Genomic DNA, 24581 nt, shown 5'->3' with positions numbered 1-24581 from the left:
TACCGGATTACTCGGATATGGTTGAAGGATCGGCAGCGGGCCGGGAGATTCCGCCGGTTTCCAGAGCCTTGGCCACGGCATCAAGAATGCCGTTGATAAAGCTCTTGGCGTTGCCTTCGCCAAACTGGCGGCTGAGTTCCAGCGCCTCGTTGATGGCAACCTTGGGCGGCACATCATTGCGGTACATGATTTCAAAAACGGCAAGGCGCAGCAGGGTCAGTTCCACACGGCCCATGCGGTCAACGCGCCAGTTGCGGGAAAAATTGGTGATGGCTGCGTCCAGCTCGTCGCTCTTGCTCCACACGCCTGCCACCAGTTCCCAGGCAAAGCCAGAGGGATGGCTGGGCGGTTCCTGACCTTCCCAGCGGGCAAGATAGTCCGGAGAAATGCGAAAGATGCGCCGCAGATCGTCAATATCACGGGCCGGGGTGAAGGAAAGGCCGTACAGAACCTGAAAGGCCAGTTCGCGTTCGCCGCGGCGTGTGGCTGATTTGGCTTTTGCCATGGGTTACAACTGCTCCATAACGCGGATGGTTTCCAGCATGGCTGCCGCTGCTTCCACGCCCTTGTTGCCGCCCTTGGAACCTGCGCGTTCAATGGCCTGTTCAATGGTGTCGCAGGTCAGCAGGCCAAAGCCGATGGGAACGCCGGAATGCATCATGGCCTGGGCAATGCCCTTGCTGGCCTCGGCGCACACGTAGTCGAAGTGGGGGGTGCCGCCGCGAATAACCGCGCCAAGCGCCAACACGCCGTCATACTTGCCGGAATTGACCAGCTTCTGGCAGACCAGCGGCATTTCAAATGCCCCGGGAATACGCACAATGGTGATGTTGGCGGTATCAAGGCCGTGACGTTCCAGATAGTCCTGCGCGCCGCCCACAAGGCGATCTACGATAAAATCGTTGAAACGGGTGGCCACAATGGCGATCTTGAGGCCTTTGGCGTCCAACTGTCCGGCGATGGTGGTAACAGTGCTCATGGCAACTCCTTGGCGCGTTTGCGCAAGTGCCCGCGCGCTAACGCGTTTTTTTGTAATATTTCTGTAAGCGGAAATGTTCAGATAAAGCCGTTGCGCAAGAGCATATCGCGGCTCAACCCGCTGGTCTGCGCGGCGACAGTTTGCTCAGCCGGGCTCTTGCCGCCTGGAGCCCATGCCCCCAAAAGGCTGCGTACATATTTGCCGATGAGGTCGGTTTCCATATTCACCAGCGTTCCCGGCCGCCAGTTGCGCATGGTGGTACGCTTCTGCGTATCGGGAATGATGTTGACCTCAAGAAAATCAGGCCCGCAATCATTGATGGTAAGGCTGATGCCGTCAAGGGCCACAGAGCCCTTGGCAATGACCTCCACCCCGTATTCCTTGGGAAAGGCAAGACGGCAGCACAGCGACTGGCCCGCGCCCGTAACGCTGCGCACCGTAGCAAGGCAATCCACATGCCCGCTCACCAGATGCCCGCCAAGTCGGTCGCCCAAGGCCAGCGCCCGTTCCATGTTCACGCTGTCGCCGGTCTTGAGCCTGCCCAACGTGGTACGCGAGAGTGTTTCTGTGGAGGCGTAGGCTGTGAACACGCCTTCGCCGTGGGTTTCCACAGAAAGGCATGCGCCGTTGACGGCAATGGATTCGCCATCGACTATGGAGGGCAGACTGAACAGGGGGCGCAGGGTGAACCTGCGTTCCGTGCCGGAGTCGCGCAGGGCGAGAACCTCGCCCTGACCCTGGATAATGCCGGTAAACATGCAGCCCGCCTAAGCCTTGGCGGCTTCAAGAGGCCGCAGGTGAATATGTATGTCTTCGCCGCACAGGTGCGTATTGCTCACGCGCATGCGCAGTGCGTCTTCCAGGCTCAGGGGCGCGCGACCGGAAAAGAGCGGCAGGGCGTCTTCGTCGCCAAGAATCATGGGCGCAAGGTGCAGGCGGAAGTCGTCCACAAGGCCCGCTTCCAGCAGGCTCAGGGCCAGATGCCCGCCGCCTTCGCAAAGCATGTAGGGGCAGTTCAGTTCTTCCCATACGGCGCGCAGCAGATTGGGAAAATCCGGCCCGCCGTGCATGCCGGGGCCAAGCGCCAGAACTCTTACGCCGATGTCGCGCAGGGCCTTGGCCGTGGTGGAGGCCGCCGCAGCGGGCGAAACCATAAAAACGGTCTGTTCCGGGCGGTCTTTCAGTAGGTGAAAATCGGCATCTGGCTGGGGCAGGCGTGAGGTAAGCACGCAGGCCAGAGGCTGCGGCCCGGCATTTTCGCCCCGCACGGTAAGCTGCGGGTTGTCGGTGCGAAAGGTGCCGCCGCCCACAAGGATGGCGCCACCGCACAGGCCAATGCCCGCGCGCAGTTCCTGCACTTCTTCTCTGGATTTATCGCAGCTTATCCACTTGGACTGGCCCTTGCGGGTGGCGATGCGTCCGTCAAGGGTGGCGGCCATTTTCAGCATGACGTAGGGGCGCTTGTGCTGCTGCCAGATCAGAAAATCGGCCACAAGATCGCGGCATTCCTGCTCGCAGACGCCTTCAATAACTTCGACGCCGCTTTCGCGCAGCTGGCAAGCGCCGCCGCAGGCAACTGGATTGATGTCCGCAAGGCCCACGACCACCTTTTTGATGCCCGCAGCCTTGATGGCTTCGGTGCAGGGGGGCGTTTTGCCCTGATGGCAGCACGGTTCAAGCGTGACAACCAGGGTGCACTCCGCCGGATTTACGCCGCGCGAGGCCGCATCCTTGATGCAGTCCACTTCAGCATGATCCTCTCCGGCGGCGTGGTGCCAGCCCCGAGCCACAATCTGCCCATCGCGCACCAGTACCGCCCCCACCGTGGGGTTGGGGCAGGCATACCACCGACCTTTTTCTGCAAGGTCAATGGCTTCACGCATAAAGGGAACAAAATCCAGTTCAGACATGGTAGTCTACTCCGGCTTGGGCGCTGATAACAGGCGGTGCAAAATCTAGCTTTTCCGCAATGACCCCGGCTTCCTTGAGCATCTGCTCCGCAAGCTCGTCAGGGTAATATTCCGCATAATAAATGTGGCGTATGCCGCAATTTATCAACATCTTGCTGCACAGCACACAAGGGTGCGTCGTGCAATAAATCTCTGCGCCACTGATATTGATGCCATGCACGGCAGCCTGAATAATGACATTCTGCTCCGCATGCAGCCCCCGGCATATCTCGTGCCTCTGCCCCGAAGGAATGCCCAGCTGCGTACGCAAGCATCCCACCTCAAGGCAGTGCGGAACCCCCGCCGGAGCCCCGTTGTATCCCGTGGCTAAAATGCGCTTGTCCTTAACCGCCACCGCGCCCACCTTGCGCCGCGTGCACGTAGAACGCCCGCTCACCAGGTACGTGATGTTCATAAAATATTCCGGCCACGGCATTCGCTGCATAACACACCCGTATGTTGATTGGTGGTAGTGTACAGGCGGCTGGTGAAAATGCCAAGTTGCCTGTCGGGCTATTTTGCCGTGATGCTGCGTCAGGCAGCACTTGCGGTTCCGGTCGCGTACCAGAAGAGTACGCTCCCATCACCGCGCCCTTGCCTTCCTTGCCTGACGTCAAAATATCCGCGACAGGCAGGGTCGAGGCTATTTTGCCGTGATGCTGCGTCAGGCAGCACTTGCGGTTCCGGTCGCCCCCGCTGCATCGGCCGTGCATTCCTGCTGTGAAACAGCTGTTTTTAACTGCCTGTCTGCGCAAGGCAAAGCCCCTGTTTTTCTCAAAACCGGGGCTTTGTCAAAGGGGGCGCAGCCCCTCTATGATTATATCTGGCGGTTTTTCCGGTACCAGCCCCGAAGTTCCTGCGAGGCCGAAGCGTCAGAAAAACCGCCCGAAAATCAGCCCGTTACCAGGCGAATAGCGGGAACTGACGCGCAAATTCTTCAACGTTCTTGCTGATCTTTTCAAGAACGGCGGCGTCCTCGCGCTTTTCAATGGCTTCCACGATGAACGCGCCCACGGTGCGCATGTCGTCTTCCTTCATGCCGCGCGTGGTCAGGGCGGCAGTGCCAAGGCGCACGCCAGAGGTCACAAAGGGCGAACGGGTTTCAAAGGGTACCGTGTTCTTGTTCACGGTGATGCCCGCCTGATCAAGTGCGTGTTCCGCGTCCTTGCCCGTGACGTCCTTGTTGGTCAGGTCAACCAGCATCAGGTGGTTGTCCGTACCGCCGGAAACAAGGTCGTACCCGGCATCCATAAGATACTTGGCAAGTACGGCGGCGTTGGTTACCACGCGCTGCTGGTATGTTTTGAAAGCGGGGCGCAGGGCTTCGCCAAAGGCCACAGCCTTGGCAGCAATGACGTGCATGAGGGGGCCGCCCTGAATGCCGGGGAAAATCTGGCTGTTCAGGGTCTTGCCCATATCTTCGGTAGAAAGAATCATGCCGCCACGGGGACCGCGCAGGGTTTTGTGCGTGGTCGTGGTGGTGATGTGGGCGTAAGAAAGCGGGCTCTGGTGCAGACCGGCGGCCACAAGGCCAGCGATGTGCGCCATATCCACCACCAGCTTGGCGCCGACTTCGTCAGCGATCTGGCGGAAACGGGCAAAATCAATGGCGCGGGGGTAGGCGCTTGCGCCGGCAACGATGGCGTTGGGCTTGTGCTCGCGCGCCAGGGCGGCGACTTCGTCATAATCTATGCGGCCCGTCTCGCGCTGCACGCCGTAAGAAACGATGTTGAACAGGCGGCCAGAGAAGTTCACCGGGCTGCCATGGGTAAGGTGCCCGCCGTGCGAAAGGTTCATGCCAAGGATGGTGTCGCCGGGCTTCAGAAAAGCGAGGTAGGCGGCCATGTTGGCCTGCGAGCCGGAGTGCGGCTGCACGTTCACGTATTCGCAGTTGAAAAGCTGTTTGGCGCGATCCTGCGCCAGGGTCTCGGCTATATCCACATATTCGCAGCCGCCGTAGTAGCGCTTGCCGGGATAGCCTTCGGCGTACTTGTGGGTCAGCACGCTGCCCTGAGCTTCGCGCACGGCGCGGGAAACAAAGTTTTCAGAAGCGATGAGCTCAAGCTTGCTCATCTGACGGTCGGATTCAAGCGTGATGGCTCGCGCCAGTTCCGGGTCTTGCAGCAGGATTTCGTCCATGACGTCGCATCCTTTTGAAATGTTCTGCCCGCCACAACGGCGGGCAGATGATTGTCAAACAGAGAGGGCAGAGGCCGAGTAAAAACTGTCGGCTACTGTTGCCACTTCTTGAAGATCACGCTGGCATTGGTGCCGCCAAAGCCGAAGGAGTTGCACATGGCGTATTCGCAGGCGATGTGCTTGGAGCCGTCGGCCATGTAATCGAGATCACATGCGGGATCGGGGTTTTCAAGGTTAATGGTGCCGGGCAGCATTTCGTCATGCAGGGCAAGGGCCGTGAAGACGGATTCAATACCGCCAGCCGCGCCAAGCAGATGCCCGGTCATGGATTTGGTGGCCGAAATTTTGACATTCTTGGCATGCGCGCCAAAAACGGTCTTGATGGCCTTGGTTTCCGTGCTGTCGTTCAGCATGGTGGACGTGGCGTGGGCATTAATGTGACCAATGGCCGAAGCGTCAATGCCAGCTTCGCGCAGTGCGTTCTGCATGGCGCGGGCCATGCCCTCGCCGTCGTCGCGGGGGGCGGTCATGTGGTAGGCATCGCCAGACGCGCCGTAACCCACCATTTCCGCATAAATTTTGGCACCGCGCGCCTGCGCGGATTCCAGCGTTTCCAGCAGCAGCAGGCCTGCGCCTTCGCCGATGACAAAACCATCGCGATTGGCAGCAAAGGGCCGGGATGCGCGGGAAGGCTCATCATTGAACTGGGTCGAGAGGGCCTTGAGAGCCGTAAAACCGGCCACGCCAAGAGGTGTAACCGTGGCTTCAACACCGCCGGAAATAACTGCGGTCGCGCGGCCCAGAACCATTTCGCTGTAGGCGGTGCCAAGAGCGTGGATGGCAGAGGCGCAGGCCGTTGTGGTGACGATGTTAGAACCCTTGGCGCCGGTGAAGATGGAAATCTGTCCCGGCCCCATGTTGGAAATCAGCATGGGGATCATGAAGGGCGAAATTTTGTGAGGCCCGGATTCCAGCAGCTTGGCGTGGTAGGTTTCGATGGTATGCAGGCCGCCCAGGCCGATACCGAGGATCACGCCCGTATCGTAAGCGTTGGCATCGGTGATCTCGTACTTGGCGTCTTCAAGCAGCATCTTGGCAGAGGCCACTGCAAACTGGGTGAAGCGATCCATGCGCCGAGCCTGCTTCATGGGCATATAGTCTTCGGCGACGAAGTTTTTCACTTCACCGGCAATGCGGGAATCGTAGGCGGAGGCGTCAAAAAGCGTGATGGGCGCGATGCCCGACTCGCCTGCGAGCAGTTTTTTCCAGGTGCTCTCAATATCATTGGCGAGGGGCGTAACGCCGCCTATGCCGGTGATTACTACGCGGGGACGGGTCATGCATGCTCCTTTGAGGCGGGGGGCAGACCCCCCCGCGCTGCATATACTATAACAAGCGCTATTACTGCTTGTTTTCGATGTAGCTGATGGCATCCTGAACTTTCAGGATCTTCTGGGCGTCGTCGTCGGCGATTTCGATGTCGAATTCTTCTTCCATGGCCATGATCAGTTCGGTCAGGTCAAGGGAGTCGGCGCCGAGGTCTTCCACAAAGGAAGCTGCGGGCTTCACTTCTTCAGCGGTCACGCCGAGCTGGTCAATGATGATTTTTGTAACTTTTTCAGTAACGTCAGACATGGTATCCTCCAGATAAATTAGTGGTCTGCTTAACCCCGGCCCTGGCCGGGTGTCTTCCGTAGTAAATGCCTAGCAGTACATGCCGCCGTTCACTCCCAGCACCTGCCCGGTGATGTAGGCCGCCTTGTCCGAAGCAAGAAAAGCCACGGCCTCTGCCACATCTTCGGCGCTGCCCATGCGTCTGAGCGGGATGCTGTCTGTGTAGCTCGCCCGCACGTCGGCATTGAGTGTCGCGGTCATGTCCGTTTCGATAAAACCCGGCGTTACGGCGTTGACCGTAATCTGGCGGGCGGCCAGTTCTTTGGCGCAGGACTTGGTAAGCCCCAGCAGGGCGGCTTTGGCCGAAGCGTAGTTGGCCTGCCCCGCGTTGCCCATCTGCCCCACCACGGAAGAAATATTAACAATGCGCCCCTTGCGGGCCTTGCTCATGATTTTTGCGGCTTCGCGCGTGCAGACGAACGCGCCGCGAAGGTTGACGGCGATAACTCGGTCGAAGTCTTCGTCCTTCATGCGTATAAGAACGCAGTCCTTGGTGATGCCGGCATTATTGACCAGCACCGCAAGATCAACCTTGTCTTTGATCTGGGTAGCGAAAAAGTCGGCCACGGATTCGCTGTTGCTGACATCAAGGGCAAAGGCCTTGGCCTTGCCGCCAGCTGCGCAGATGTCGGCCGCGACTTTTTCCGCTTCTTCGGGTTTGCTGACGTAGGTGAGAAATACCTGAAAGCCGTCACGGGCAAGGGTTTGGGCAATGGCCCGGCCAATGCCGCGCGAACCGCCGGTAACCAGGGCTGTCGGCAGTCCGGCTGCAGGGGAGGATTGCGCTGTGCTCATGCTTATATCGCCTTTGTCTGAGTCCTGTAAAAAAGGAGACCGTATCCCAGGGATCGCCTTTTTGCGTTATTTTGGCAGCGGCGCTGCCCGGCTTACGGCCTGGCCTGACTGAAATTCAGTATACATGGCGCTGTGCTGCGGGGCAATCCCGCAGGCGTATTGCCTCAAAAGCGTAACAATGCGGCGCCCCAGGTAAGGCCTGCGCCAAAAGCCGTCATAAGAACGCGGCTGCCGGGGCGAATGCGGCCTTGGGCACGAGCTTCGCTCAGTGCCAGGGGAATGGAGGCGGAAGATGTGTTGCCGTATTTTTCCACATTGGTGAACACGCGATCGCCCGTCAATTCAAGGCGGCTGCCCACGGCTTCAATGATGCGCATATTTGCCTGATGCGGCACCAGCAGGTCCACATCTGCGCCAGAAAGGCCGTTGCGCGCAAGCACTTCCTCGCACACGTGCACCATGTTGCGTACTGCATGCTTGTACGTTTCGCGGCCCTGCATGGTGATGAAAAAGTCTTCACCAACAGGTTCGCCAAGGCCGTACTGGCAGCGGGTGCCGCCGCCGACCACGATAAGGTCGCGCTGCACGCCGTCGCTGTGGCAAACCACGTCTTCAACGCAAGACATGGCATTGTTGGAAGCGCTGCTCACAATGCAGGCCGTGGCCGCATCGCCAAAAAGCACGCAGGTGGAACGGTCTGCCCAGTTTACGCGGCGGGTAAGCGCCTCTGTGCAGACAAAAAGAATTTTGGCGTCAGGATCCTGCGCCAGCAGGGCGCGGCAGATGGAAAGGCCGTACAGAAAGCCCGAGCAGGCCGCGCTGATGTCAAAAGCCATGACCTTGCCCGCGCCAAGCTGCCCGGCAATGATGCAGGCCACGGAGGGAGAGAGCACGTCAGGGGTGCAGGTTGCACCAACTATATGGGTGAGCTCCCCTGCGTCCATTCCGGCATCCACAAGCGCCTTGCGGGCGGCCTTGAGGCCGAGATCCGAGGCATTTTCCGCATCGTTCAGCCTGTGGCGCTGTTTGATGCCGGTGCGGGAAACAATCCATTCGTCATTGGTGTCCACCACCTTGGCGAGATCGCTATTGGTCAGCACCGTATCCGGCACATAGGCGCTCAAGGCGAGCAGATGACAGAGTGGATTCATAGAAATACCGTAGGGTTATATAGCGCGGGAGAAACGTGTGAGTTCCTCGTTGGCAAGAATTATTTCACCGAGGCGGCTGCTGGTTCCCTTGCGCACAAAGGTTCCGCTCATCTTGATGGCGTTTGTCATGGCCTTGGCGCTGGAGCGCCCGTGGCAGACAATGGCCAGACCCTGAAGGCCCAGCAGGGGCGCGCCGCCGTATTCTGCATAGTCAATGGTGCTGGCAAAGCGTTTGAAAGCGCCTTTGGCCAGCATGCCGCCAATGGCGGGCAACACGCCGGACGTAAACACCTTCTTGAGCATGCGCACCAGAGAGGTCGCCAGCCCCTCGCTCATTTTAACGACCACGTTACCGACAAAACCATCGCAGACAACCACGTCGATATTACCGATAAAAATGTCGCGCCCTTCGGCATTGCCCGCAAAGTTGAGGTTTTGGGCCATTTTAAGCAGGTCGTAGGCTTCCTTGACCTGACTGTTGCCCTTGCCCTCTTCTTCGCCAATGCTGAGGATGCTCACACGTGGGGAGGCATAGCCCAGCAGGTCACGGGCAAACGCATCGCCCATGAGGCCGAACTGGAACAGATGATAGGGGCGGCAATCCACATTTGCTCCCACATCAAGCACGACCACGGGATTTTTTTCCGTGGGCAGCAAGGTGGCAAGAGCAGGGCGCTCCACCCCGGGCAAACGCCCCATGATGAACATGCCGCAAGCCACCGTAGCGCCGGAATGCCCGGCGCTGACAACAGCATCCGCCGCGCCATCCTTGACCTGACGGCAGGCCACCTGGATGGACGCGTTTTTCTTGCGGCGCAGAATGTCCGAAGGCTTTTCGTTCATATGCACCACATCATCGGCATGAACTATGTCGAAATGCACATTGGTGAGATCGAGCTTTTCGAGCTCGGCCTCCAGCTTGGGGGTGTCGCCCACAAGCTGGACATGCAGATCATAAAGCCTTGCAGCTTCTATAGCTCCCGGCACAACCACAGAGGGGCCAAAGTCCCCGCCCATGGCGTCCACGGCAATGATGGGGCGCTCGTTCATTATTCGTTTTCGCTTTTGGCGATCACCTGGCGGCCTTTGTAGGTACCGCAGTTGGGGCACACGCTGTGCGGAACGGTGGGTTCGCCGCAGGAGCAGTAGATAACGGCAGGCACGGCCACGCGATCATGGGAGCGGCGCATGCCCTTGCGGGAACGGGATTTCTTATTTTGCTGAACGGCCATGGTAGTCTCCTTTTCCTGTCTTGCGGAATGTTTGTGCGGGTTTGGGCGGCTTGGCGCACTTGCCCGCCCGCAAGACACAGCAGATTAGTAAAAAAAATTGTGATTGTCTAGTTTTTGTGCAGAGTGAGGCCGCGCAATGCCGCCATGCGGGGGTCGCCTTCTTCTTCCGTGCAGGCGCACATGCCTTCATTAAGATTAACCCCGCACCCGGCGCACAGGCCTTTGCAGTTATCGCGGCAAAGGGGTGTCGGGGGCAATGCCAGCATGAGTTCTTCCCAGCAAATGGCGGCAAGATCCAGCATGGGGGCGTTGCGTTCAAACACGATGCGGCCTTCGGTCACGCCATCCATATCGGGCAGGGGGGCGTAACTTTCTTCTTGGTCTTCATCATCGCTGCCGCCAGGAAGACTCTCAAAATCTTCAAAGCGCGCGGCAATGGTCACGGTGGAATCTTCCGCGCAACGGCTGCAAGGCAGAACAACTTCTCCCTCAAGCGTGCCACGCACAAGCCAGCCGCCGTCCGTGGGCAAAACCAGAATGCGCGCGCACAGCGGTTTGCTCACGCGGCATTCCAGGTGGAATTCCTCCATGGGTTCCTGCCAGACGGCGGGGTCGTCCAGAGTAAATTCCTTGCCCTCGGGGGAAAGGTCATTGAGAGAAATGCGATAGTTCTGCATGTGATACCTCGAAAGTCGGACTTCATACCTTTGCTCGTCAATCATGTCAATACATATTGTCAAGCGGCGTCGCAAGCCCTTCTGCGGCGCAGACCAGGCGAGTCGCCTGGGCAAGGATTTTGTCGTTTTCCGGCCCGGTCAGTTTTGATCCTGTGAGGTAGAGGGCCACAACCAGCGGCTTGTTTTTGCCCCTGCGGGTCGTGGCCTGTTCGGGATTGCTCGGCGGCAACAGTACGCCCACATCGTTGGCGGTGCCGTTTTCTCCGCTGCCGCTTTTGTGCGCCGAGCGCCAGCCCTGCGGCGCACCAGCGGGAGTGCGTCCTGCCCCGGTAGCGCAGCCCAGCATCCAGTCTGTGAGCTGCTTTCTGGCAGGCGCTTTCAGCAGGTTGCCGCAAAGCAGACCGTTCAGGGTGCGACACATGGCAAGGGGCGTTGTGGTATCGCGCGCATCGCCGGGGACGGCAGTGTTCAACTCCACCTCCCAGCGGTCGAGGCGAAACGTGGTGTCGCCAAAGCTGCGGGCAATGGAGGTCAAGCCCGCAGGGCCGCCCAACTGGGCAAGCACAAGGTTGGCAGCCGTATTGTCGCTGTGCTGGAGCATGGCCGCGCACAATTCTGATACCGTCATGCCGTCTTCAAGGTGCTTTTCTGTAACGGGCGACCATGGTTGGATATCGCTTTTGGCAAAATGGATTCTCTGTTCAAGAATGCCCGGTTTGTCCCGCAGAACAGCTGACGCCGCCAGCACTTTGAATGTGCTGCACATGGGGAAGCGTTCGTTCCCACGGTACGACAACACGTTGCCCCCATTGCTGACACTGGCCGCCACGCCAAGCCTGCCGCCGCTTGACGCCTCAAGCTCGGCCAGCATTTTTTGCTGGGATTTTGCGCTGATGTCGGGGCTGGCAGCGGCCAGTGCGCTACTGATGACTGGCGCGCCCATAGCGGCCCCAAACATGGCAACGGGCAGGGCGCAAAGGCCAGCCAGAACAGAGCGGCGGGAGTAGCGGGGGCGTGAATACATCAGCACTCCTGTAAATTTATAAACGAGCAGCCCGCGTTGCGCATCAGCGCCCGCTGAGCAGCAGGGCGGAAGCCAACCCCACAAACACGCAGCCCGCCACACGTTGCATCATGATCTGCCCGCGCTTTGAGCGGTTGAACCAGACGGCCAGACGGCCCCCAAGGGCGGCCACAGTCCAGAAAACCACGATGGTAGCCAGCATGAAAAGACCGCCGAGGCTCAGCACCTGCAAGGCCACACTACCGCGAGCGGGGTCGCAGAATTGCGGCAAGAATGCCAGAAAAAATAGTGAAACCTTGGGGTTGGTGACATTCATCACTATTCCCCGGCGATAGAGCGTCATGTAGCCGGGGAAGTTGCTGCCAGTGCTACTGGAAGCTCCATCCGCCACAGCGGCTGTGGATGCCCCGGCGCGAAACGAGAGCCATGCAAGCCACAGCAGATAGCCCGCGCCCGCGACTTTGAGCAGGGTAAAGGCCAGGGCCGAGGTCTGGAAAATGGCGGCAACACCCAGTGCAACTGCCGTAGTATGAACGCACAGGCCTGTAACAAGCCCTAGCGTGGTGATTATGCCAGCGCCTACGCCAAAAAGAGCAGACTGGGTGAGCACAAAGATATTGTCCGGGCCGGGCGCAATGCCAAGCAGCAGGGCGGCGGCAAAAAAGGCCATCATTGCATCAGGCGTCAGCATGAAACACACTCTCCAGCAAGCAGAAATTGTTGTTTTTGGGCGCGCGGGCGCGATTTGACGGCCAGTTCAAGCCGTAGCGCGTCACCTTTGCAGCTGCAGGCCCGGCTGGCAATGAGCCGCACGGGCCGCCGCCCCTGCGTGTAGCGCGCCCCGCCGGGAACCTGACCATTGTGCTGGCCCAGACGGCGCTCAATATTTGTGGTGATGCCGCAATACAGCGTACCGTCAGCGCACTCCAGCAGGTAGACGAGCCAAGGGCTGTCAGACATTGCGCGTAACCTCGGCGCGGTTCAGTCAAAGGCCCCGGCAAACCATGCCGTCAGCAGAAAGGAAACAGCCCAGTTGCCGATGCGCCATGTCCACGGATTGGGCAGGCGGCCTGTGCTGAATTGCCGCAGATCGCGCATAACGCCCATGACCGTGCCTATTATATGGAAGAAGACAAAGCCGATGCCCGCAAGAAAACCAAACTGGGCAAGGCAGACCATGAAGAGCGCAAAGGTCACACTGGCTGCAAGGCAACCTGTCTGATCGTTGCCGCCCATCCACACGCGTCCAAGGTTCATGCCGCCGAGGCCTCCGGCCTGGCCGAAGGTTCCCTGGTAAAAAAATCTGCTGCGGTACTCCTGACGCTCAGACTCTGCCTGGCCTGAACCTGTGCCTGCTCCATCCTCATAGGGGCCGAAGCCTGGGGCGCTATTCCACCCGTTGCCTTGCCCTGTTGCATGCTGGCCGGCATTGCGTGAGTCTTCATGGTCGTGCAGAATTTCCACGTCAACTACGCGCGGCGCGCCCGTTTTGCCCGCTTCACCCTCGGGCAGCGCAGCCTGTTCAGAAGTATCGGGTTGGTCATGCCGAGGGCCGTTTGGGGGAACAGTCATGCAAAATCTCCTCAGAGCGCAAAAAAGGTTGGGCAAGCCCTGCGCCTGCTGTGTTTGTGCCTTCTGCCAGCTAAGGCGTCAAGGGGTGGCTTGCCAACAGCCCGCGCTGGTACTACTGTCTGGCCGTGCAACTCCGGCGGCAAAGCCGGAATCAAAGGAGACGTTTATGAAAAAAATAGGTTCTGTAATCCTTTTGGCCGCAGCGCTGGCCCTGGGTTCAGGAATGGGTGCTACAGTTCAGGCGGCTCCCGCCAAAAGCGCCGAGCAGACGCTGGATGAGGCATGGACTGCCTATAATATAGGTCAATACAACAAGGTTGTGCAGATGGTGCAGCCTCTGGCCAGCGAGGGCAATCCCCGCGCTCAGGTGCTGCTGGGCCGTTGCTACGAAAACGGCCTTGGCGTGACGCAGGATATGGAAACCGCAGCCAAGTGGTTTCGCATAGCTGCTGAGCAGAATTACGCCGAGGCGCAGGTGCAGTTGGGCTACCTGTATGAACTGGGGGCCGGGGTTCCCAAAAACGACACCGCCGTGGCCGATCTTATGAGCCGCGCCGCCACTGCTGGCAATGCGGAAGCCCAGTTCAACATTGCGCTTTATTACAGCCAGGGGCGGTATGGGTTTGCCAAGGATCCGGATCAGTCCTTTGCCTGGGCCAAGCGTTCCGCCGATCAAGGCTTTGCGCAGGCGCAGCGTTACGTGGGCGCATGCTATGAATTTGGCGTGGGCGTGCCTGTAAATCCGTCTGAAGCCGCTGCGTGGTATAGCAAGGCCGCTGCTCAGGGGCTTGAAAAGGAAGGCAATATCTTTAATACCGAACGCGTATACACCATGCCGTAAACGGTAACATTTCTTTATTGCAAGACGATGCCCCCGAGTTATCCTGACCGGGGGCATCTTGTTTTTTTTAAAGCAATCATTGAACAGACTCTGCCCATTGCCATGAAGGTCGGAATCGTTCATGCTGAGGTATCCGTTAGTCTTGGCTTGTACAGGCATGAGTGCGTTTTGCCCTATTGCATATCCGAAACATGACGATAAAACTGAAAACTGCTCCTTTTTTCAGAACGGGCGTCAGGTACCGGGAGGCACTATGAAGCTGGGTCTTTTGACGAAGATGTCGCTGTACATCCTTATTCCGTCCATGCTTGGCCTGGCCCTGGTGGCTGGCATAAGCCACCATATGTCTGAAGACGCATTGCGAAAGCAGACCCGGCAGGACATTGCGGCCATTCTGAAAGGGCAGGAAGTGGGCCTGAACGCCGTCTTTGTATCCATGAAGGAAGCGCTTGCCCAGATTGCCGAGAATCGCCGCCTTCGTCTCTTTCTTGAAGCTTACGCCAGTGGCGCGCCCATTGACCGTAGCGACGAGCTTTTTCTCCACGCCCATGACGCCCTCAAGAACTTTACCGATGTGAACAGCAATATTGCCACATGCGGCCTTATTGCCCCTGACGGCAAAGTTGTCATGCACAGCAAAAGGGGTGACACACAGAAGTTCAGCAGCACCATTGGCGAAGATTTTTCAAAGCGCGTCTATTTTATCAACGGCATGAAGGGCGTGGTCAGCTCTGTCGGGCTGGTCAGCGTGGCCACCAAAAAAATGACCACCATTATTGGCATGCCCGTTAAGGACAAAGGCAAGGTCGTAGGCGTCATTTACGGGGGCACAGACAACGACAAGCTGGCCAACGCCACCACAAACAAGATTAATCTTGGTGATGTGGGCTTGGCTTTTGTTATCAATACGGAAGGGGTGATTGTACAACACCCCGATCTGAAGCGCATCGGGCAAAAAGAAACAGGCTCGGCCTGGGTCGCGGAAATTCTCAAAAACAAAAAGGGTCGGCTTGAATTTGTGAATGCCGAAGGGCTTGAAAAAATTCTGTACTATACAGATATGCCCGATGAAGGCTGGATATTGTGCCTGGAGCTGGACAAAACCCTTCTTTACGAGCCCATCAGCGACATGCTGGTCAATAACGTGCTGACGGCAGTGGCTTGCGCTCTTGTGGTAGGCATCGTCATCTTTTTAAGTGTGCGAAGTATCGTGCACCTCCTGGGGGGGCTTTCCGGCATTGCCGAGGCCATTGCTGGCGGCAGGCTCGAATGCTCTGCAGAGGAGGAGCGGCTGCTGCGCACCTCTGAAAAAAGAGGCGATGAGTTCAGCGTACTTTCGTTTGGCATGGAGCGTATGATGGCCAACATCAAGCGCCTGCTGGGCGAGAGCGAGGAAAAAACCGCTGCGGCGCACAAGGCCACAGAAGAAGCCCGCCAAGCCACCGAGCGCGCAGAGCAGGCCGCCATCCAGGCGGAAAACGCGCGCAAAGAGGGCATGCTTGCAGCTGCGGGGCAGCTTGAAGGCGTGGCGGATATTCTTGCTTCGGCTTCAGCGCGGCTTTCCGAGCAGATAGGGCAGTCAGAGAAGGCTGCCTCCGAATCCGCGCAACGCCTCACTGAAGCGGCCACAGCCATGAACCAGATGAACGCCACGGTGCAGGAAGTGGCCCGCAATGCTTCGGCTGCTTCGTCCACCTCGGAGGAGACGCGCAGCAGCGCCGAAAACGGTTCAACCATTGTGCAGCAGTCCCTGCAAAGCATAGGACAGGTGCGCGAGATTTCGCACGGGCTCAAGAGCGACATGGCGGAACTGAACGACCACGCTCAGGCCATTAACCGCATCATGAACGTGATCTCTGATATTGCCGACCAGACCAACCTTCTGGCCCTCAACGCCGCCATAGAGGCCGCACGTGCAGGCGATGCCGGGCGCGGTTTTGCCGTGGTGGCAGACGAAGTGCGCAAGCTGGCAGAAAAAACCATGGCCTCGACGCATGATGTGGGCAATGCCATCAAGGCCATCCAGACCAGCACGGCCAAGAGCGTGGATGTTATGGAAGTTGCCTTGCGGCAGGTGGAGGTTGCCTCCGATTTTGCCGGGCAGTCTGGCGAAGCGCTCACCCACATTGTCGACAGTGTGGAACTTGCGGCAGATCAGGTACGCGCCATTGCCACTGCCAGCGAGCAGCAGTCTGCCACCAGCGAAGAAATCAACCAGACCATTGTGAAGATCAACGATATTTCCATGCAGACCGCCAGAGCCATGGACGAAGCGGCTCAGGCTGTGACGGATCTTACGCGTCAGGCAAAGGCTTTGAGCGACCTGATTGCAGAAATGAAGCGGGGATAGCGTGCCCGGCATATTGTGAAAAGGGGCAGCCCGGCGGAGTGTTGCCGGGCTGCCCCTCTATGCTTTTATCACAAGAAGGCTGGACGATCAGGCTGGCCGCCAGTCCTTGATGGCGATATCCACCGAGGCAATGCCATTGTAGGTGTCTATGCGCGGGGTGTAGGCCACAAGAATATGCTTGTTGATGAGGGAGGCGGGCAGTTCGTCAGCCATGCGCCAGGCTTTTGCAGAAAGGGTAATACCGCTGGCGCTGTCTGTCAGGCGCAAAAGCACGTGTTCCCTGCTGCGCCCAAGAAAAGAACGTTCCTTGACCAGCAGCGGGGGCGACTGAAATACCGGCTCGGGATTTCCAGGGCCAAAGGGCTGCAACAGTTCAAGTTCCTTGAGAAAGTTGTGATCACCCGCCAGATTGAAGCCCAGCTCGCATTCCAGCGTGATGCTGGGGAGCAGTGGGTTGGGGCCAAGCACTTCTTCTGCCACGGCATCGAATCGAGCGCGAAATTCCTCCAGCCTTTCTGGCGCAAGGCGCACCCCTGCCGCCTGACGGTGCCCGCCAAAGTTCAGCAGGCAATCTGCCGTGCGGGTCAGACCGCCGTGCAGATCAAATTCGCGCACGGAGCGGCCCGAGCCTTTGAGGCTGCCCTGATCGTCGCACACAATGATGGTGGGGCGGTAGTAGTCTTCCACAATGCGCGAGGCCACAATGCCCACGATGCCGGGGTGCCAGTCCTTGCCATAGAGTACAAGGCCAGCGCGCGGCCCGCGCGAAAGTATGTCTGATGCCTGCGCCTTGGCCTCTGCGTAGATGCGTTCTTCTTCCTGACGGCGGGCCAGATTGAGTTCGTCCAGTTCCTGCGCCATGCCTGCGGCGGCAACGTGATCTTTTTCGCGCAGCAGGCGCAGGGCCAGTTCGCCTTTGCCCATGCGCCCGGCGGCGTTGATGCGCGGCGCAAGGCGAAAAACCGCCTGTCCGGCGCTCAGTGCCGCAGCGGCGTTCATGCCGCTGGCAACTTTCAAGGCCGCCATGCCGGGCCGTTCTGCCCGCGCAATGCGGGCAAGCCCGCCGCGCACGAGCACGCGGTTTTCTCCGGTGAGGGGCATGACGTCCGCCAGAGTGCCCAGCGCCACCAAATCAAGGCAATCGCCCATGTTGTGCTTTTTGCCCGTATGCGGGGCAAGTGCGGCGTTGACGCCCCCCATAAGATAAAAGGCCACGCCCACGCCAGCAAGGTGCGGGTAGGGCAGATCTTCTGCGGCGAGGATGCGGGGGTTGCAGATGGCGTGGGCAGGGGGCAGCTCTTCGGGCGGCAGGTGGTGGTCGGAAACCACCACGGTCATGCCAAGTTCCCGAGCGCGTTGCACGGCCTGCACGTCTGAAATGCCGCAGTCCACCGTGAGCAGCACACCGCAGCCCTGGGCGGCCAGAGCCTCAATATGCGGCACGTTAAGGCCGTAGCCCTCGCTGCGCCTGTCGGGGATATGCCAGTCCGCATGGATGCCGTGGCTTTCAAGCACATCCAGCACCAGAGTGGCGGCTGTCACGCCGTCCACATCATAATCGCCCCAGACTGCCAGCTTTTTTCCAGCCAGCAGTTCAGAAGCCAGCAGGCTGGATGCCTCGGGCAATTGGGGCCAGCGGTCAGGGGGCGTGAGGGAATCAAGCCGGGCGGACAAAAAGGCGTCCATGGCCTCCCTTTCGGAAAGGCCACGTCGCCAGAGAATTTCAAGAAGAAGGGGCGAGATGGAGAGAGCATCTGCCCATTGCCGGGGCGGCGTGGGGCAGATGTTTTGCGCAGGCTCGCGGATCAGCCAGTTTTTCAATGCGTTAGCCCGCCGTTTTAGGTTTTTGCGCGGCCCCGTTTTGTGCGGCCTGAAGTGCGGCGCGTACACCTTCTATGCGGTCGGCAGGTACGAGCTGTTTTTGAATAAGCCATGCCAGAAATTTGAGAGAGGTTTCGTGCCGGGGGGCCAGCTCAAGCGCTTTCAGCAGATAATCAACGCACTGGCCGATGTCCTTGAGCTCAAGCAGCACGCGGGCCATGTTCATGTACAGGTTTTCGTCAGTGGGCGAAAGCTCAAGGGCGCGCTGGTAGTATTCAAACGATTCCTGCAGCATCTTGCTTTTGCGAAGATTGATGCCGAATTCATTGAACAGGTGCTTGTGCTCTGGTTCGAACGCTGCTTCGAGTTTTACCAGGCGCTGAAAAATGTCCTGCGCCTTGGCGTTGTCGCCCCGCTCAAGATAGGTCAGCCCAATGCCAAAGTTGGCCCGCACGTTTTCTTCATCCACCTTGAGGGCACGCGTGTATTCAAATTCGGCGGCAAAGTTCTCGCCATTTTCGCGATGTTCGTCGCCGCTATCAATACTGCGCTGGATCTCCTGCATTTTGGGGAAAACGGAATTGAGGTAAAATTCCGGCTCGGGCGAGAATTTGGCAATAAGCTCGTCCAAGGTGATTTTGCGTTTGGGGCCGCTGGGCACATAGTTGGTATTGAGCGGCTGGCAGTCAATTTCCTTGCCGTGCTGCTCTATGAACCAGAAGGTTTTTTGAACGGTCTTGCGCGTGGTTGTGCCAGTACCCACCCTGCGGACTTCCTGGGTGGAGAAGACCCCGCGAACATCGGTTTTGCCGTTGTTGTGGGAATCGCCTTGCGCGTTTTTGGGCGTTTGACCGGCCATGCTCATCCTCAATACTTCTTTATGTGTGCGCGGAGGTCATTTCCTCCGTAATCTGCCGGGCCATTGCCAGCGGGTCCGGCGCAGCCGTGATGGGCCTGCCCACAACCAGATAATCAGCTCCTGCCGCAATGGCCAGAGCGGGCGTCATAACGCGGCGCTGGTCGCCAGCGGCGGAACCCGCAGGGCGGATCCCGGGGCAAAGGCAGCGCAGGCCAGGGCAACTGGCCTTGATGGCTGTGGCCTCATGACCGGAGCAGACCACGCCGTCAAGCCCCCATGGCCCGGCCTGACGGGCCAGAGCCAGAGCAAAATCAGCAGGGGAGGCCTCTATGCCGGGCATTTCGCCGGGTGCAAAACTTGTAAGCACGGTCACGCCAAAGAGCAGGGGGCGCTGCCCGGAAACCCCGGCTGCCGCCTCTGCCGCAGCGCGGCACATGCGCTCGCCGCCCTGACAGTGCAGGGTCAGCATGTTTACCCCAGCCGCAGCCGCAGCTTTGACAGCCTGCGCCACAGTGTTGGGGATATCGTAGAACTTCAGGTCAAGAAAAACGCTGAAGCCCATTGCGGACAGTTCTTCCAGCAGGCCGGGGCCTGCATGGGTGAACAGCTCCATGCCCACCTTGCACCAAGGCACCGTGCCACGCAGTTTGCGCGCCAGCTCAAGTGCAAGCTGTTTTTCGGGCAAATCCAGAGCTACCGCCAGTTGCGGCCTGTACTGCTGCGTGGGCATGTTGCTTCCTGTGCTGCTGCTCGCGGCCAGAAGCCCGGCTGCACGAACAAACTATGCGGTTTCAGGTCTTTTGCCCCAACACGCATGCCGTGCTGCGGCGGGAGCGGATCATTCTTGCTGGCGGTCTGCGGAGCAGCCCACAGCAGAATCTGTCAGTACAGATCAGCGCGTATCAGCGGTTGAGAATCTCATCCAGCAAGTGCGGATTGCGCGCAGGTGCAAGCCCCGCAGCCACATACACCGCCCGCAGGGTATCGTAGGCCTGATCCAGATTGTCGTTCACAATGACAGAATCATACCAGCGGGCCTGAAGAATCTCTGACCTCGCGTTGACAAGGCGGCGCGCAATGGTTGGCTCGTCATCCAGCCCGCGCCCGCGCAAACGGTTTTCAAGTTCGTGCAGGCTGGGGGGCAGGATAAAGGCAAACGTGGCTTCCGAAAGGGAAAGCTTGAGTTGCGCCGCGCCCTGCACGTCAATGTCAAAAAGCACGTCCTGACCCTGATGAAGTTTTTCCTTCACCGGGGCAAGCGGCGTACCGTAAAAATTGCCGTGAACCTCGGCCCATTCCGCAAAATAGCCCTGGACGCGCCGTTGCTCGAATTCTTCGTGGCTCAGAAAAATGTAATCCTCGCCATCCACTTCGCCCTGGCGCGGTTGCCGCGTCGTGCACGAAACCGAGTAGCCAATATGCGGAAATTCCGCCAGCAGGCGTTTGACCAGTGTGGTCTTGCCTGCGCCAGACGGTGCGCTCAGCACCAGTGCTATGCCTTCGCGGGGCATCAGTCCCCTTCCTCTTGCGCAAAGCGCTGACTGATTGTTTCCGGCTGGATGGAGGAAAGAATGACGTGGTTTGAATCCGTCACCAAGATGGAGCGCGTTTTGCGCCCCTGGGTGGCGTCAATGAGTCTTCCCTCTGCCCGCGCGTCTTCACGAAGGCGTTTCATGGGCGAAGAAGCAGGGCTGACAATGCCCACAACCCGGCCCGCCAGCACATAGTTGCCAAAACCAATATTGATAAGACGTTCGCGAGGCATGTTTATTCCAGATTCTGAACCTGCTCGCGGCATTTTTCCAGTTCGTTTTTAAAATCAACCACCATGCGCGAAAGCTGCACATCAGGCAGTTTGTTGCCGCAGGTGTTGATCTCGCGGAAGCACTCCTGCAAGGTAAAGTCGAGCCGCCGCCCGGCATCGCCGCCGGTTTGCAGCAGGTCGTGCAGGCGCGCCAGATGCGTGTTAAGCCGCGTGAGTTCTTCGCTCACATCCAGGCGGTCAGCCAGAATGACGGCTTCCTGCAAAAAGCGTCCTTCTTCCAGCTCCTGCCCGTTCTGGGACAGGGCTTCACTCAGGCGCTCGCGCAGGGCATTGGCGCGTTCTTCCTTGATATTGGGCGCGCGGTCGGCAATAAGGCCTGTCCATTCTTCCATGCGCAGAATGCGGGAGTGCATGTCGGTGGCAAGGGCGCGGCCCTCGGCGGAGCGGGCCTCGTTCCAGTCTTCCAGTGCAAGGGCCAGGCCTTCTTCAAGGCAGCGGGCTGTGTCTTCGTCCAGCTCCTCGCCGCTGTCGCCCCAAAGCGAAGGAATCTGCAACAGCGCGTTGAAGTCGGGAACATAGGCCTCGCCGCGCGCATCAGCCAGTGCCTGCAAATTATCAAGCATGGCAGCGGCCTGCACCATGTCAAAACGCATGGCGGGGGTGTTGCCCGGCGCGTACTGCAAGACCAGGCTCACATCCACGCGCCCGCGCGAGGCAAAGCGCCGCACCACTTTTTCAAGGCGCGGTTCAAGGCTGCGTATAGAGAGAGGCAAACGCCACTTGAGGTCAAGATGGCGACTGTTGACGCTTTTAACCTCCCACTGCTGGGTGGTGTAGTCGTTTTCCACCAGGCAGCGGCCAAAGCCGGTCATGCTGCGGAGCATAGCTTCCTTCCTGCTAAAGATATGCGTCAGTGTAGAGCAAGGGGCTTGCGAATGCAACAAATGCCCTTGGCCCGGCGCTGTGGGTATACAATTTTTATTTTTAAAATCAGCGTATTATGCCTGCGATCCACCGGAATTTCCGCTGCAGCCGCCGCAGCCGCCACCAGCGGCGCAGGAGGGCGGCATGCCTTTGCCCATGGGGCGCACAGGGCCGGGCTTGTAGGGGAAAGCCCCGGTTTTCAGCGGGCTCGGCACGCACATCTGCTTTTCTGTGGCGGGGGAGTTGCACTTGGGGCAGGCGGGAACTTCGTCGCCAAAAACAAGATCTTCAAACTTATTGCCGCAGGCCGTGCAGACAAAATCGTACATTGGCATGATTATTCTCCTGATTCGTTGCCGGAATGAAACCCTTGCGGCGGCATACCGCAACATGGGGGGCGCTAGAATACTTGCTATTGAAAATGTTCTGAAGCTTGCTCAGGCTGCTGCGGTCAGAAAGTGACCAGCCTCCCCGGCCGCTCAATTGTGCGGGCCAGGGGGCGTCAGGGGCTTGCCCACATGCTTTGTGTGCATATATAAGTATATATACGGTCAAGGCAAGGGCGGTGTTTTGCCGCCCGGCCGCCGCGCAACAACCGGTCTTGGCGACCGCGTTAACGGGCCGCTCCCCGTTTGGAGGAAAATATGAAAAAAATTCTGGTGCTGGCTGGCGACTATGTTGAAGATTATGAAATCATGGTGCCTTTCCAGATGTTGCAGATGCTGGGCTATGAAGTGCATGCCGTCTGCCCCGGGAAGAAGGCCGGAGAAAGTGTGCGTACGGCCATCCATGACTTTGAGGGCGACCAGACCTATTCTGAAAAACGCGGACACAACTTTGGCATCAACTACGACTTCGACAAGGTAAACACCGCTGACTACGCGGGCCTTGTTATTCCCGGTGGCCGCGCCCCGGAATACCTGCGCCTGAACCCTCGCATTTTGGAAATCGTGCGTGAATTCAACGACGCCAAAAAGCCCATCGCCGCTGTGTGCCACGGCCCGCAGATCCTTGTGACGGCTGGCGTGCTGAAAAACCGCAGCTGCACCGCCTACCCGGCGGTGAAGCCCGATGTGGTGGACGCCGGGGCCACCTGGTGCGACTTTAACGAAACATTCACCAGCGCTACTGTGGACGGCAACCTTGTTTCCGCACCCGCGTGGCCTGCGCATCCCGCCCTGATCGCCGAATTTGTGAAGCTGCTGGGCGCGAAGATCAGCATCTAGCCTGCTTGCGGGGGGCCTGTAAGGGGTTCACCGAAAGAGCAGCGGGTTTTATACAGATAAAAGAAAAGGAGAGCCATGCTCTCCTTTTCTTTTATGCAGTGTACAGAGACACTGCGGCACTGCATTTATTTTTGTTCTATCAGCTCCACCACCAGCCCCTTTTCGGTAAGGGCCACGGGCCGCGCGGGCAACAGTCCGGCATCCGCATCGGGCCGTTTGCCTTGTGCGGGCAGGCGGATGGAGCAGGCGGCGTAGTATTCGTTCACGCCCTTCACGGAGTTTTTCTTGGGCTTGCCCGCAGATTCCGGCATGGGTGCCGCATCTGTTGCGGAGTCCGCAAATGCCTGCGGATTGTCAGCCGCCACCAGCATGCGGGGCAGTTTGAGCTGCTCTGCCAGAAAGGCCTGCTGCTTGCGGCCCACGGCTTCGCGCAGGCGGGCAGCGCGCTCAAGTTTGAGGCTGTGGGGGATCTGCCCGTCAAAGCGGTCTGCCGCCGTGCCGGGCCGCCGCGAATAGGGGAACACGTGGGCGTAGCTCATGGGCAGGCGGTCGATCAGTTCCAGTAACTGGCGCATGTCGTCTTCCGTTTCGCCGGGAAAGCCCGCGATGATATCCGCGCCCAGGCCCATGATGGGCCAGTGCGAGGCCAGAGCGCTCACGGCATGCTCCAGCATGGCCGGGGTGTAATGCCCGCGCCCCATGCGTTTGAGCACCGCCTGACTGCCGTGCTGCAAAGAAATATGCAGGTGCGGGCAGAGCATGCGGCAGGCAAGCAGGGCGTCCAGCCCATGCTGATCGAGCTGACCGGGTTCCAGCGAACTGATGCGCAGGCGGGCCTGCCCGGCAAATTCCGGCGCAAGGGCCGCGTCAAGCGTGCGCAGCAGGTTCCAGAAGTCGCCCGTATCCGTGCCGCGTCCGTACTGCCCCAGATTGATGCCGGAAACCATGATTTCCGCATGGCCTGCCTGCAACAGCCGGCGTGCCTCGGAAACGATTTCGTCCACCGGGCGGCTGCGCGGTTTGCCGCGCGTCGAGGGAACAATGCAGTAGGTGCAGCGGTGGGCGCAGCCATCCTGCACTTTCAGTACCGGGCGAGCGCGCTTGAAGGCGGAAATCTGAAATGGCGGAAAGGCCTGCTTGCTTGCTTGCGCCTCGGCCTGTGCGGGCGTCGAGGCGGCAACAGTGGGCGGAGGTGTGGTAGCATCCGGCATCCCTGCAGACGGGGCGACGCCCTCTCCGTCAAGGTCGGCCCATGGGCCATGCAGCAGGCGGCTTTTTTCTTCCTGCGGCACCAGCAGATCCGGGGCGGCCCAAATGGCGCCGGGACGCGGTTTGTAATCGGCAAAGAGCCGCGCTGCGCAACCGGTGAGAATCAGGCGCGAGGAGGGAGCCTCTCTGCGCAGGCGGAACACGGCATTGCGTGCGTCCCTCTCGCCCTTGGAGGTGATGGCGCAACTGTTGACGCACACCACATCCGCCTCGGCAGGGGCGCTGCATTCCTCGCCGCCCTGGGCAAGCCAGGCTTCGCGCAGTGATTGGGTTTCGTACTGATTGACCTTGCAGCCGAACGTGACCAGATAAAATTTCCAGGCAGACATGGCGC

29 protein-coding genes are annotated in these 24581 nt (G+C 59.2%); 4 read left to right on the top strand and 25 right to left on the bottom strand.

The window, feature by feature from the left end; all coding sequences use genetic code 11:
• Nucleotides 1-7: 7 nt before the first annotated feature.
• The 17 genes from nusB to JMF94_RS08710 all read right to left on the bottom strand — a co-directional run bounded on the left by nusB (nt 8) and on the right by JMF94_RS08710 (nt 13192).
• Nucleotides 8-505 (bottom strand): transcription antitermination factor NusB, encoded by a 498-nt coding sequence (gene nusB, locus JMF94_RS08790; protein ID WP_240824739.1) that lies wholly within the window; start codon nt 503-505, stop codon nt 8-10.
• 3 nt (nt 506-508) lie between these two features.
• Nucleotides 509-979 (bottom strand): 6,7-dimethyl-8-ribityllumazine synthase, encoded by a 471-nt coding sequence (gene ribE / locus JMF94_RS08785; RefSeq protein WP_022658445.1) that lies wholly within the window; start codon nt 977-979, stop codon nt 509-511.
• A gap of 77 nt (nt 980-1056) precedes the next feature.
• Nucleotides 1057-1737 (bottom strand): riboflavin synthase, encoded by a 681-nt coding sequence (locus JMF94_RS08780; RefSeq protein WP_240824738.1) that lies wholly within the window; start codon nt 1735-1737, stop codon nt 1057-1059.
• A 9-nt stretch (nt 1738-1746) separates the two neighbouring features.
• Nucleotides 1747-2889 (bottom strand): bifunctional diaminohydroxyphosphoribosylaminopyrimidine deaminase/5-amino-6-(5-phosphoribosylamino)uracil reductase RibD, encoded by a 1143-nt coding sequence (ribD, locus tag JMF94_RS08775; protein WP_240824737.1) that lies wholly within the window; start codon nt 2887-2889, stop codon nt 1747-1749.
• Entirely contained in the window at nt 2882-3373 is a 492-nt protein-coding gene (locus tag JMF94_RS08770) for a cytidine/deoxycytidylate deaminase family protein (RefSeq protein ID WP_240824736.1), read from the bottom strand. Before JMF94_RS08770 ends, ribD begins: the two co-directional genes overlap by 8 nt.
• 455 nt (nt 3374-3828) lie before the next feature.
• Nucleotides 3829-5067, bottom strand: coding sequence for a serine hydroxymethyltransferase (glyA, locus tag JMF94_RS08765; RefSeq protein WP_240824735.1), 1239 nt, complete (start codon nt 5065-5067; stop codon nt 3829-3831).
• A gap of 92 nt (nt 5068-5159) precedes the next feature.
• Nucleotides 5160-6407 (bottom strand): beta-ketoacyl-ACP synthase II, encoded by a 1248-nt coding sequence (gene fabF / locus JMF94_RS08760; RefSeq protein ID WP_240824734.1) that lies wholly within the window; start codon nt 6405-6407, stop codon nt 5160-5162.
• A gap of 61 nt (nt 6408-6468) precedes the next feature.
• Nucleotides 6469-6702, bottom strand: coding sequence for an acyl carrier protein (acpP, locus tag JMF94_RS08755; protein WP_022658452.1), 234 nt, complete (start codon nt 6700-6702; stop codon nt 6469-6471).
• A 69-nt stretch (nt 6703-6771) separates the two neighbouring features.
• Nucleotides 6772-7536: a 3-oxoacyl-[acyl-carrier-protein] reductase gene (fabG, locus tag JMF94_RS08750; RefSeq protein WP_240824733.1), complete on the bottom strand. Its 765-nt coding sequence runs from the start codon at nt 7534-7536 to the stop codon at nt 6772-6774.
• Nucleotides 7537-7700: 164 nt separating this feature from the next.
• The gene (locus JMF94_RS08745; RefSeq protein ID WP_240824732.1) at nt 7701-8687 is read right to left on the bottom strand and encodes a beta-ketoacyl-ACP synthase III; all 987 of its coding nucleotides are present in this window, start codon (nt 8685-8687) and stop codon (nt 7701-7703) included.
• 15 nt (nt 8688-8702) lie between these two features.
• The gene (gene plsX, locus JMF94_RS08740; protein WP_192111392.1) at nt 8703-9737 is read right to left on the bottom strand and encodes a phosphate acyltransferase PlsX; all 1035 of its coding nucleotides are present in this window, start codon (nt 9735-9737) and stop codon (nt 8703-8705) included.
• A complete protein-coding gene (gene rpmF, locus JMF94_RS08735) occupies nt 9737-9919 on the bottom strand; it encodes a 50S ribosomal protein L32 (protein WP_022658456.1) in 183 nt (60 codons plus the stop codon). The genes plsX and rpmF overlap by 1 nt, the downstream gene beginning before the upstream one ends.
• Nucleotides 9920-10026: 107 nt before the next feature.
• Entirely contained in the window at nt 10027-10596 is a 570-nt protein-coding gene (locus JMF94_RS08730) for a DUF177 domain-containing protein (RefSeq protein ID WP_240824731.1), read from the bottom strand.
• Nucleotides 10597-10642: 46 nt separating this feature from the next.
• A complete protein-coding gene (gene bla, locus JMF94_RS08725; RefSeq protein ID WP_240824730.1) occupies nt 10643-11620 on the bottom strand; it encodes a class A beta-lactamase in 978 nt (325 codons plus the stop codon).
• 43 nt (nt 11621-11663) lie between these two features.
• Complete coding sequence (locus JMF94_RS08720; RefSeq protein ID WP_240824729.1) at nt 11664-12311, bottom strand: LysE family translocator; 648 nt, start codon at nt 12309-12311, stop codon at nt 11664-11666.
• Nucleotides 12305-12580 (bottom strand): GIY-YIG nuclease family protein, encoded by a 276-nt coding sequence (locus JMF94_RS08715; RefSeq protein WP_240824728.1) that lies wholly within the window; start codon nt 12578-12580, stop codon nt 12305-12307. Before JMF94_RS08715 ends, JMF94_RS08720 begins: the two co-directional genes overlap by 7 nt.
• A 21-nt stretch (nt 12581-12601) precedes the next feature.
• A complete protein-coding gene (locus JMF94_RS08710; protein ID WP_240824727.1) occupies nt 12602-13192 on the bottom strand; it encodes a hypothetical protein in 591 nt (196 codons plus the stop codon).
• Nucleotides 13193-13358: 166 nt separating this feature from the next.
• Between JMF94_RS08710 and JMF94_RS08705 the strand changes: the two genes are divergently transcribed.
• Nucleotides 13359-14033 (top strand): sel1 repeat family protein, encoded by a 675-nt coding sequence (locus tag JMF94_RS08705; RefSeq protein WP_240824726.1) that lies wholly within the window; start codon nt 13359-13361, stop codon nt 14031-14033.
• 253 nt (nt 14034-14286) lie between these two features.
• Nucleotides 14287-16383: a methyl-accepting chemotaxis protein gene (locus JMF94_RS08700; protein WP_240824725.1), complete on the top strand. Its 2097-nt coding sequence runs from the start codon at nt 14287-14289 to the stop codon at nt 16381-16383.
• A gap of 87 nt (nt 16384-16470) precedes the next feature.
• Here the strand turns inward: JMF94_RS08700 and recJ are convergent, their stop codons facing one another.
• The 7 genes from recJ to JMF94_RS08665 all read right to left on the bottom strand — a co-directional run bounded on the left by recJ (nt 16471) and on the right by JMF94_RS08665 (nt 22087).
• Nucleotides 16471-18204, bottom strand: coding sequence for a single-stranded-DNA-specific exonuclease RecJ (recJ, locus tag JMF94_RS08695; protein WP_240824724.1), 1734 nt, complete (start codon nt 18202-18204; stop codon nt 16471-16473).
• Nucleotides 18205-18208: 4 nt separating this feature from the next.
• Nucleotides 18209-19063, bottom strand: a complete 855-nt coding sequence (locus JMF94_RS08690; RefSeq protein WP_240824723.1) for a tetratricopeptide repeat protein — start codon at nt 19061-19063, stop codon at nt 18209-18211.
• 19 nt (nt 19064-19082) lie between these two features.
• Nucleotides 19083-19793, bottom strand: coding sequence for an orotidine-5'-phosphate decarboxylase (gene pyrF, locus JMF94_RS08685; RefSeq protein ID WP_240824722.1), 711 nt, complete (start codon nt 19791-19793; stop codon nt 19083-19085).
• 172 nt (nt 19794-19965) lie between these two features.
• Complete coding sequence (gene gmk, locus JMF94_RS08680; protein WP_240824721.1) at nt 19966-20574, bottom strand: guanylate kinase; 609 nt, start codon at nt 20572-20574, stop codon at nt 19966-19968.
• On the bottom strand, nt 20574-20828 hold the full coding sequence (locus JMF94_RS08675; protein WP_136400130.1) for a DUF370 domain-containing protein: 255 nt from the start codon (nt 20826-20828) through the stop codon (nt 20574-20576). Before JMF94_RS08675 ends, gmk begins: the two co-directional genes overlap by 1 nt.
• Before the next feature lie 2 nt (nt 20829-20830).
• Nucleotides 20831-21712, bottom strand: a complete 882-nt coding sequence (locus JMF94_RS08670; RefSeq protein ID WP_240824720.1) for a YicC/YloC family endoribonuclease — start codon at nt 21710-21712, stop codon at nt 20831-20833.
• Between the two features lie 114 nt (nt 21713-21826).
• Nucleotides 21827-22087, bottom strand: coding sequence for a zinc ribbon domain-containing protein (locus JMF94_RS08665; RefSeq protein WP_192111405.1), 261 nt, complete (start codon nt 22085-22087; stop codon nt 21827-21829).
• Here JMF94_RS08665 and JMF94_RS15085 point away from each other — a divergent pair.
• Both JMF94_RS15085 and JMF94_RS08660 read left to right on the top strand, forming a co-directional pair.
• Nucleotides 22086-22214 carry a hypothetical protein gene (locus JMF94_RS15085; RefSeq protein WP_276612868.1) on the top strand — a complete coding sequence of 43 codons (129 nt, stop codon included), beginning with the start codon at nt 22086-22088 and terminating at the stop codon, nt 22212-22214. The two genes, JMF94_RS08665 and JMF94_RS15085, sit on opposite strands and share 2 nt — an antisense overlap.
• A 182-nt stretch (nt 22215-22396) precedes the next feature.
• Nucleotides 22397-22978: a DJ-1/PfpI family protein gene (locus JMF94_RS08660; protein ID WP_240824719.1), complete on the top strand. Its 582-nt coding sequence runs from the start codon at nt 22397-22399 to the stop codon at nt 22976-22978.
• 125 nt (nt 22979-23103) lie between these two features.
• Here JMF94_RS08660 and JMF94_RS08655 read toward each other — a convergent pair whose 3' ends face one another.
• Nucleotides 23104-24576 carry a radical SAM protein gene (locus tag JMF94_RS08655; RefSeq protein WP_240824718.1) on the bottom strand — a complete coding sequence of 491 codons (1473 nt, stop codon included), beginning with the start codon at nt 24574-24576 and terminating at the stop codon, nt 23104-23106.
• Between the last annotated feature and the right edge of the window lie 5 nt (nt 24577-24581).

This window comes from Desulfovibrio sp. UIB00 (assembly GCF_022508225.1).
Taxonomy (GTDB): domain Bacteria; phylum Desulfobacterota; class Desulfovibrionia; order Desulfovibrionales; family Desulfovibrionaceae; genus Desulfovibrio.
Note: the sequence above shows the minus strand (reverse complement) of the source record. Positions and strands in the feature narration are given on the sequence as shown.

What these genes read in the sequence shown, in the direction of transcription:
- fabG (WP_240824733.1), bottom strand. Translation starts at nt 7,536, where the DNA reads ATGAGCACAGCGCAATCCTCCCCTGCAGCCGGACTGCCGACAGCCCTG.
- plsX (WP_192111392.1), bottom strand. Translation starts at nt 9,737, where the DNA reads ATGAACGAGCGCCCCATCATTGCCGTGGACGCCATGGGCGGGGACTTT.
- JMF94_RS08675 (WP_136400130.1), bottom strand. Translation starts at nt 20,828, where the DNA reads ATGCCTCGCGAACGTCTTATCAATATTGGTTTTGGCAACTATGTGCTG.
- JMF94_RS08705 (WP_240824726.1), top strand. Translation starts at nt 13,359, where the DNA reads ATGAAAAAAATAGGTTCTGTAATCCTTTTGGCCGCAGCGCTGGCCCTG.
- rpmF (WP_022658456.1), bottom strand. Translation starts at nt 9,919, where the DNA reads ATGGCCGTTCAGCAAAATAAGAAATCCCGTTCCCGCAAGGGCATGCGC.
- JMF94_RS08665 (WP_192111405.1), bottom strand. Translation starts at nt 22,087, where the DNA reads ATGCCAATGTACGATTTTGTCTGCACGGCCTGCGGCAATAAGTTTGAA.
- gmk (WP_240824721.1), bottom strand. Translation starts at nt 20,574, where the DNA reads ATGCCCCGCGAAGGCATAGCACTGGTGCTGAGCGCACCGTCTGGCGCA.
- ribD (WP_240824737.1), bottom strand. Translation starts at nt 2,889, where the DNA reads ATGTCTGAACTGGATTTTGTTCCCTTTATGCGTGAAGCCATTGACCTT.
- JMF94_RS08660 (WP_240824719.1), top strand. Translation starts at nt 22,397, where the DNA reads ATGAAAAAAATTCTGGTGCTGGCTGGCGACTATGTTGAAGATTATGAA.
- JMF94_RS08745 (WP_240824732.1), bottom strand. Translation starts at nt 8,687, where the DNA reads ATGAATCCACTCTGTCATCTGCTCGCCTTGAGCGCCTATGTGCCGGAT.
- bla (WP_240824730.1), bottom strand. Translation starts at nt 11,620, where the DNA reads ATGTATTCACGCCCCCGCTACTCCCGCCGCTCTGTTCTGGCTGGCCTT.
- pyrF (WP_240824722.1), bottom strand. Translation starts at nt 19,793, where the DNA reads ATGCCCACGCAGCAGTACAGGCCGCAACTGGCGGTAGCTCTGGATTTG.
- ribE (WP_022658445.1), bottom strand. Translation starts at nt 979, where the DNA reads ATGAGCACTGTTACCACCATCGCCGGACAGTTGGACGCCAAAGGCCTC.
- fabF (WP_240824734.1), bottom strand. Translation starts at nt 6,407, where the DNA reads ATGACCCGTCCCCGCGTAGTAATCACCGGCATAGGCGGCGTTACGCCC.
- JMF94_RS08700 (WP_240824725.1), top strand. Translation starts at nt 14,287, where the DNA reads ATGAAGCTGGGTCTTTTGACGAAGATGTCGCTGTACATCCTTATTCCG.
- JMF94_RS08690 (WP_240824723.1), bottom strand. Translation starts at nt 19,063, where the DNA reads ATGGCCGGTCAAACGCCCAAAAACGCGCAAGGCGATTCCCACAACAAC.
- JMF94_RS08655 (WP_240824718.1), bottom strand. Translation starts at nt 24,576, where the DNA reads ATGTCTGCCTGGAAATTTTATCTGGTCACGTTCGGCTGCAAGGTCAAT.
- JMF94_RS15085 (WP_276612868.1), top strand. Translation starts at nt 22,086, where the DNA reads ATGATTATTCTCCTGATTCGTTGCCGGAATGAAACCCTTGCGGCGGCA.
- JMF94_RS08720 (WP_240824729.1), bottom strand. Translation starts at nt 12,311, where the DNA reads ATGCTGACGCCTGATGCAATGATGGCCTTTTTTGCCGCCGCCCTGCTG.
- JMF94_RS08715 (WP_240824728.1), bottom strand. Translation starts at nt 12,580, where the DNA reads ATGTCTGACAGCCCTTGGCTCGTCTACCTGCTGGAGTGCGCTGACGGT.
- glyA (WP_240824735.1), bottom strand. Translation starts at nt 5,067, where the DNA reads ATGGACGAAATCCTGCTGCAAGACCCGGAACTGGCGCGAGCCATCACG.
- nusB (WP_240824739.1), bottom strand. Translation starts at nt 505, where the DNA reads ATGGCAAAAGCCAAATCAGCCACACGCCGCGGCGAACGCGAACTGGCC.
- JMF94_RS08730 (WP_240824731.1), bottom strand. Translation starts at nt 10,596, where the DNA reads ATGCAGAACTATCGCATTTCTCTCAATGACCTTTCCCCCGAGGGCAAG.
- JMF94_RS08670 (WP_240824720.1), bottom strand. Translation starts at nt 21,712, where the DNA reads ATGCTCCGCAGCATGACCGGCTTTGGCCGCTGCCTGGTGGAAAACGAC.
- acpP (WP_022658452.1), bottom strand. Translation starts at nt 6,702, where the DNA reads ATGTCTGACGTTACTGAAAAAGTTACAAAAATCATCATTGACCAGCTC.
- JMF94_RS08770 (WP_240824736.1), bottom strand. Translation starts at nt 3,373, where the DNA reads ATGCAGCGAATGCCGTGGCCGGAATATTTTATGAACATCACGTACCTG.
- JMF94_RS08710 (WP_240824727.1), bottom strand. Translation starts at nt 13,192, where the DNA reads ATGACTGTTCCCCCAAACGGCCCTCGGCATGACCAACCCGATACTTCT.
- JMF94_RS08780 (WP_240824738.1), bottom strand. Translation starts at nt 1,737, where the DNA reads ATGTTTACCGGCATTATCCAGGGTCAGGGCGAGGTTCTCGCCCTGCGC.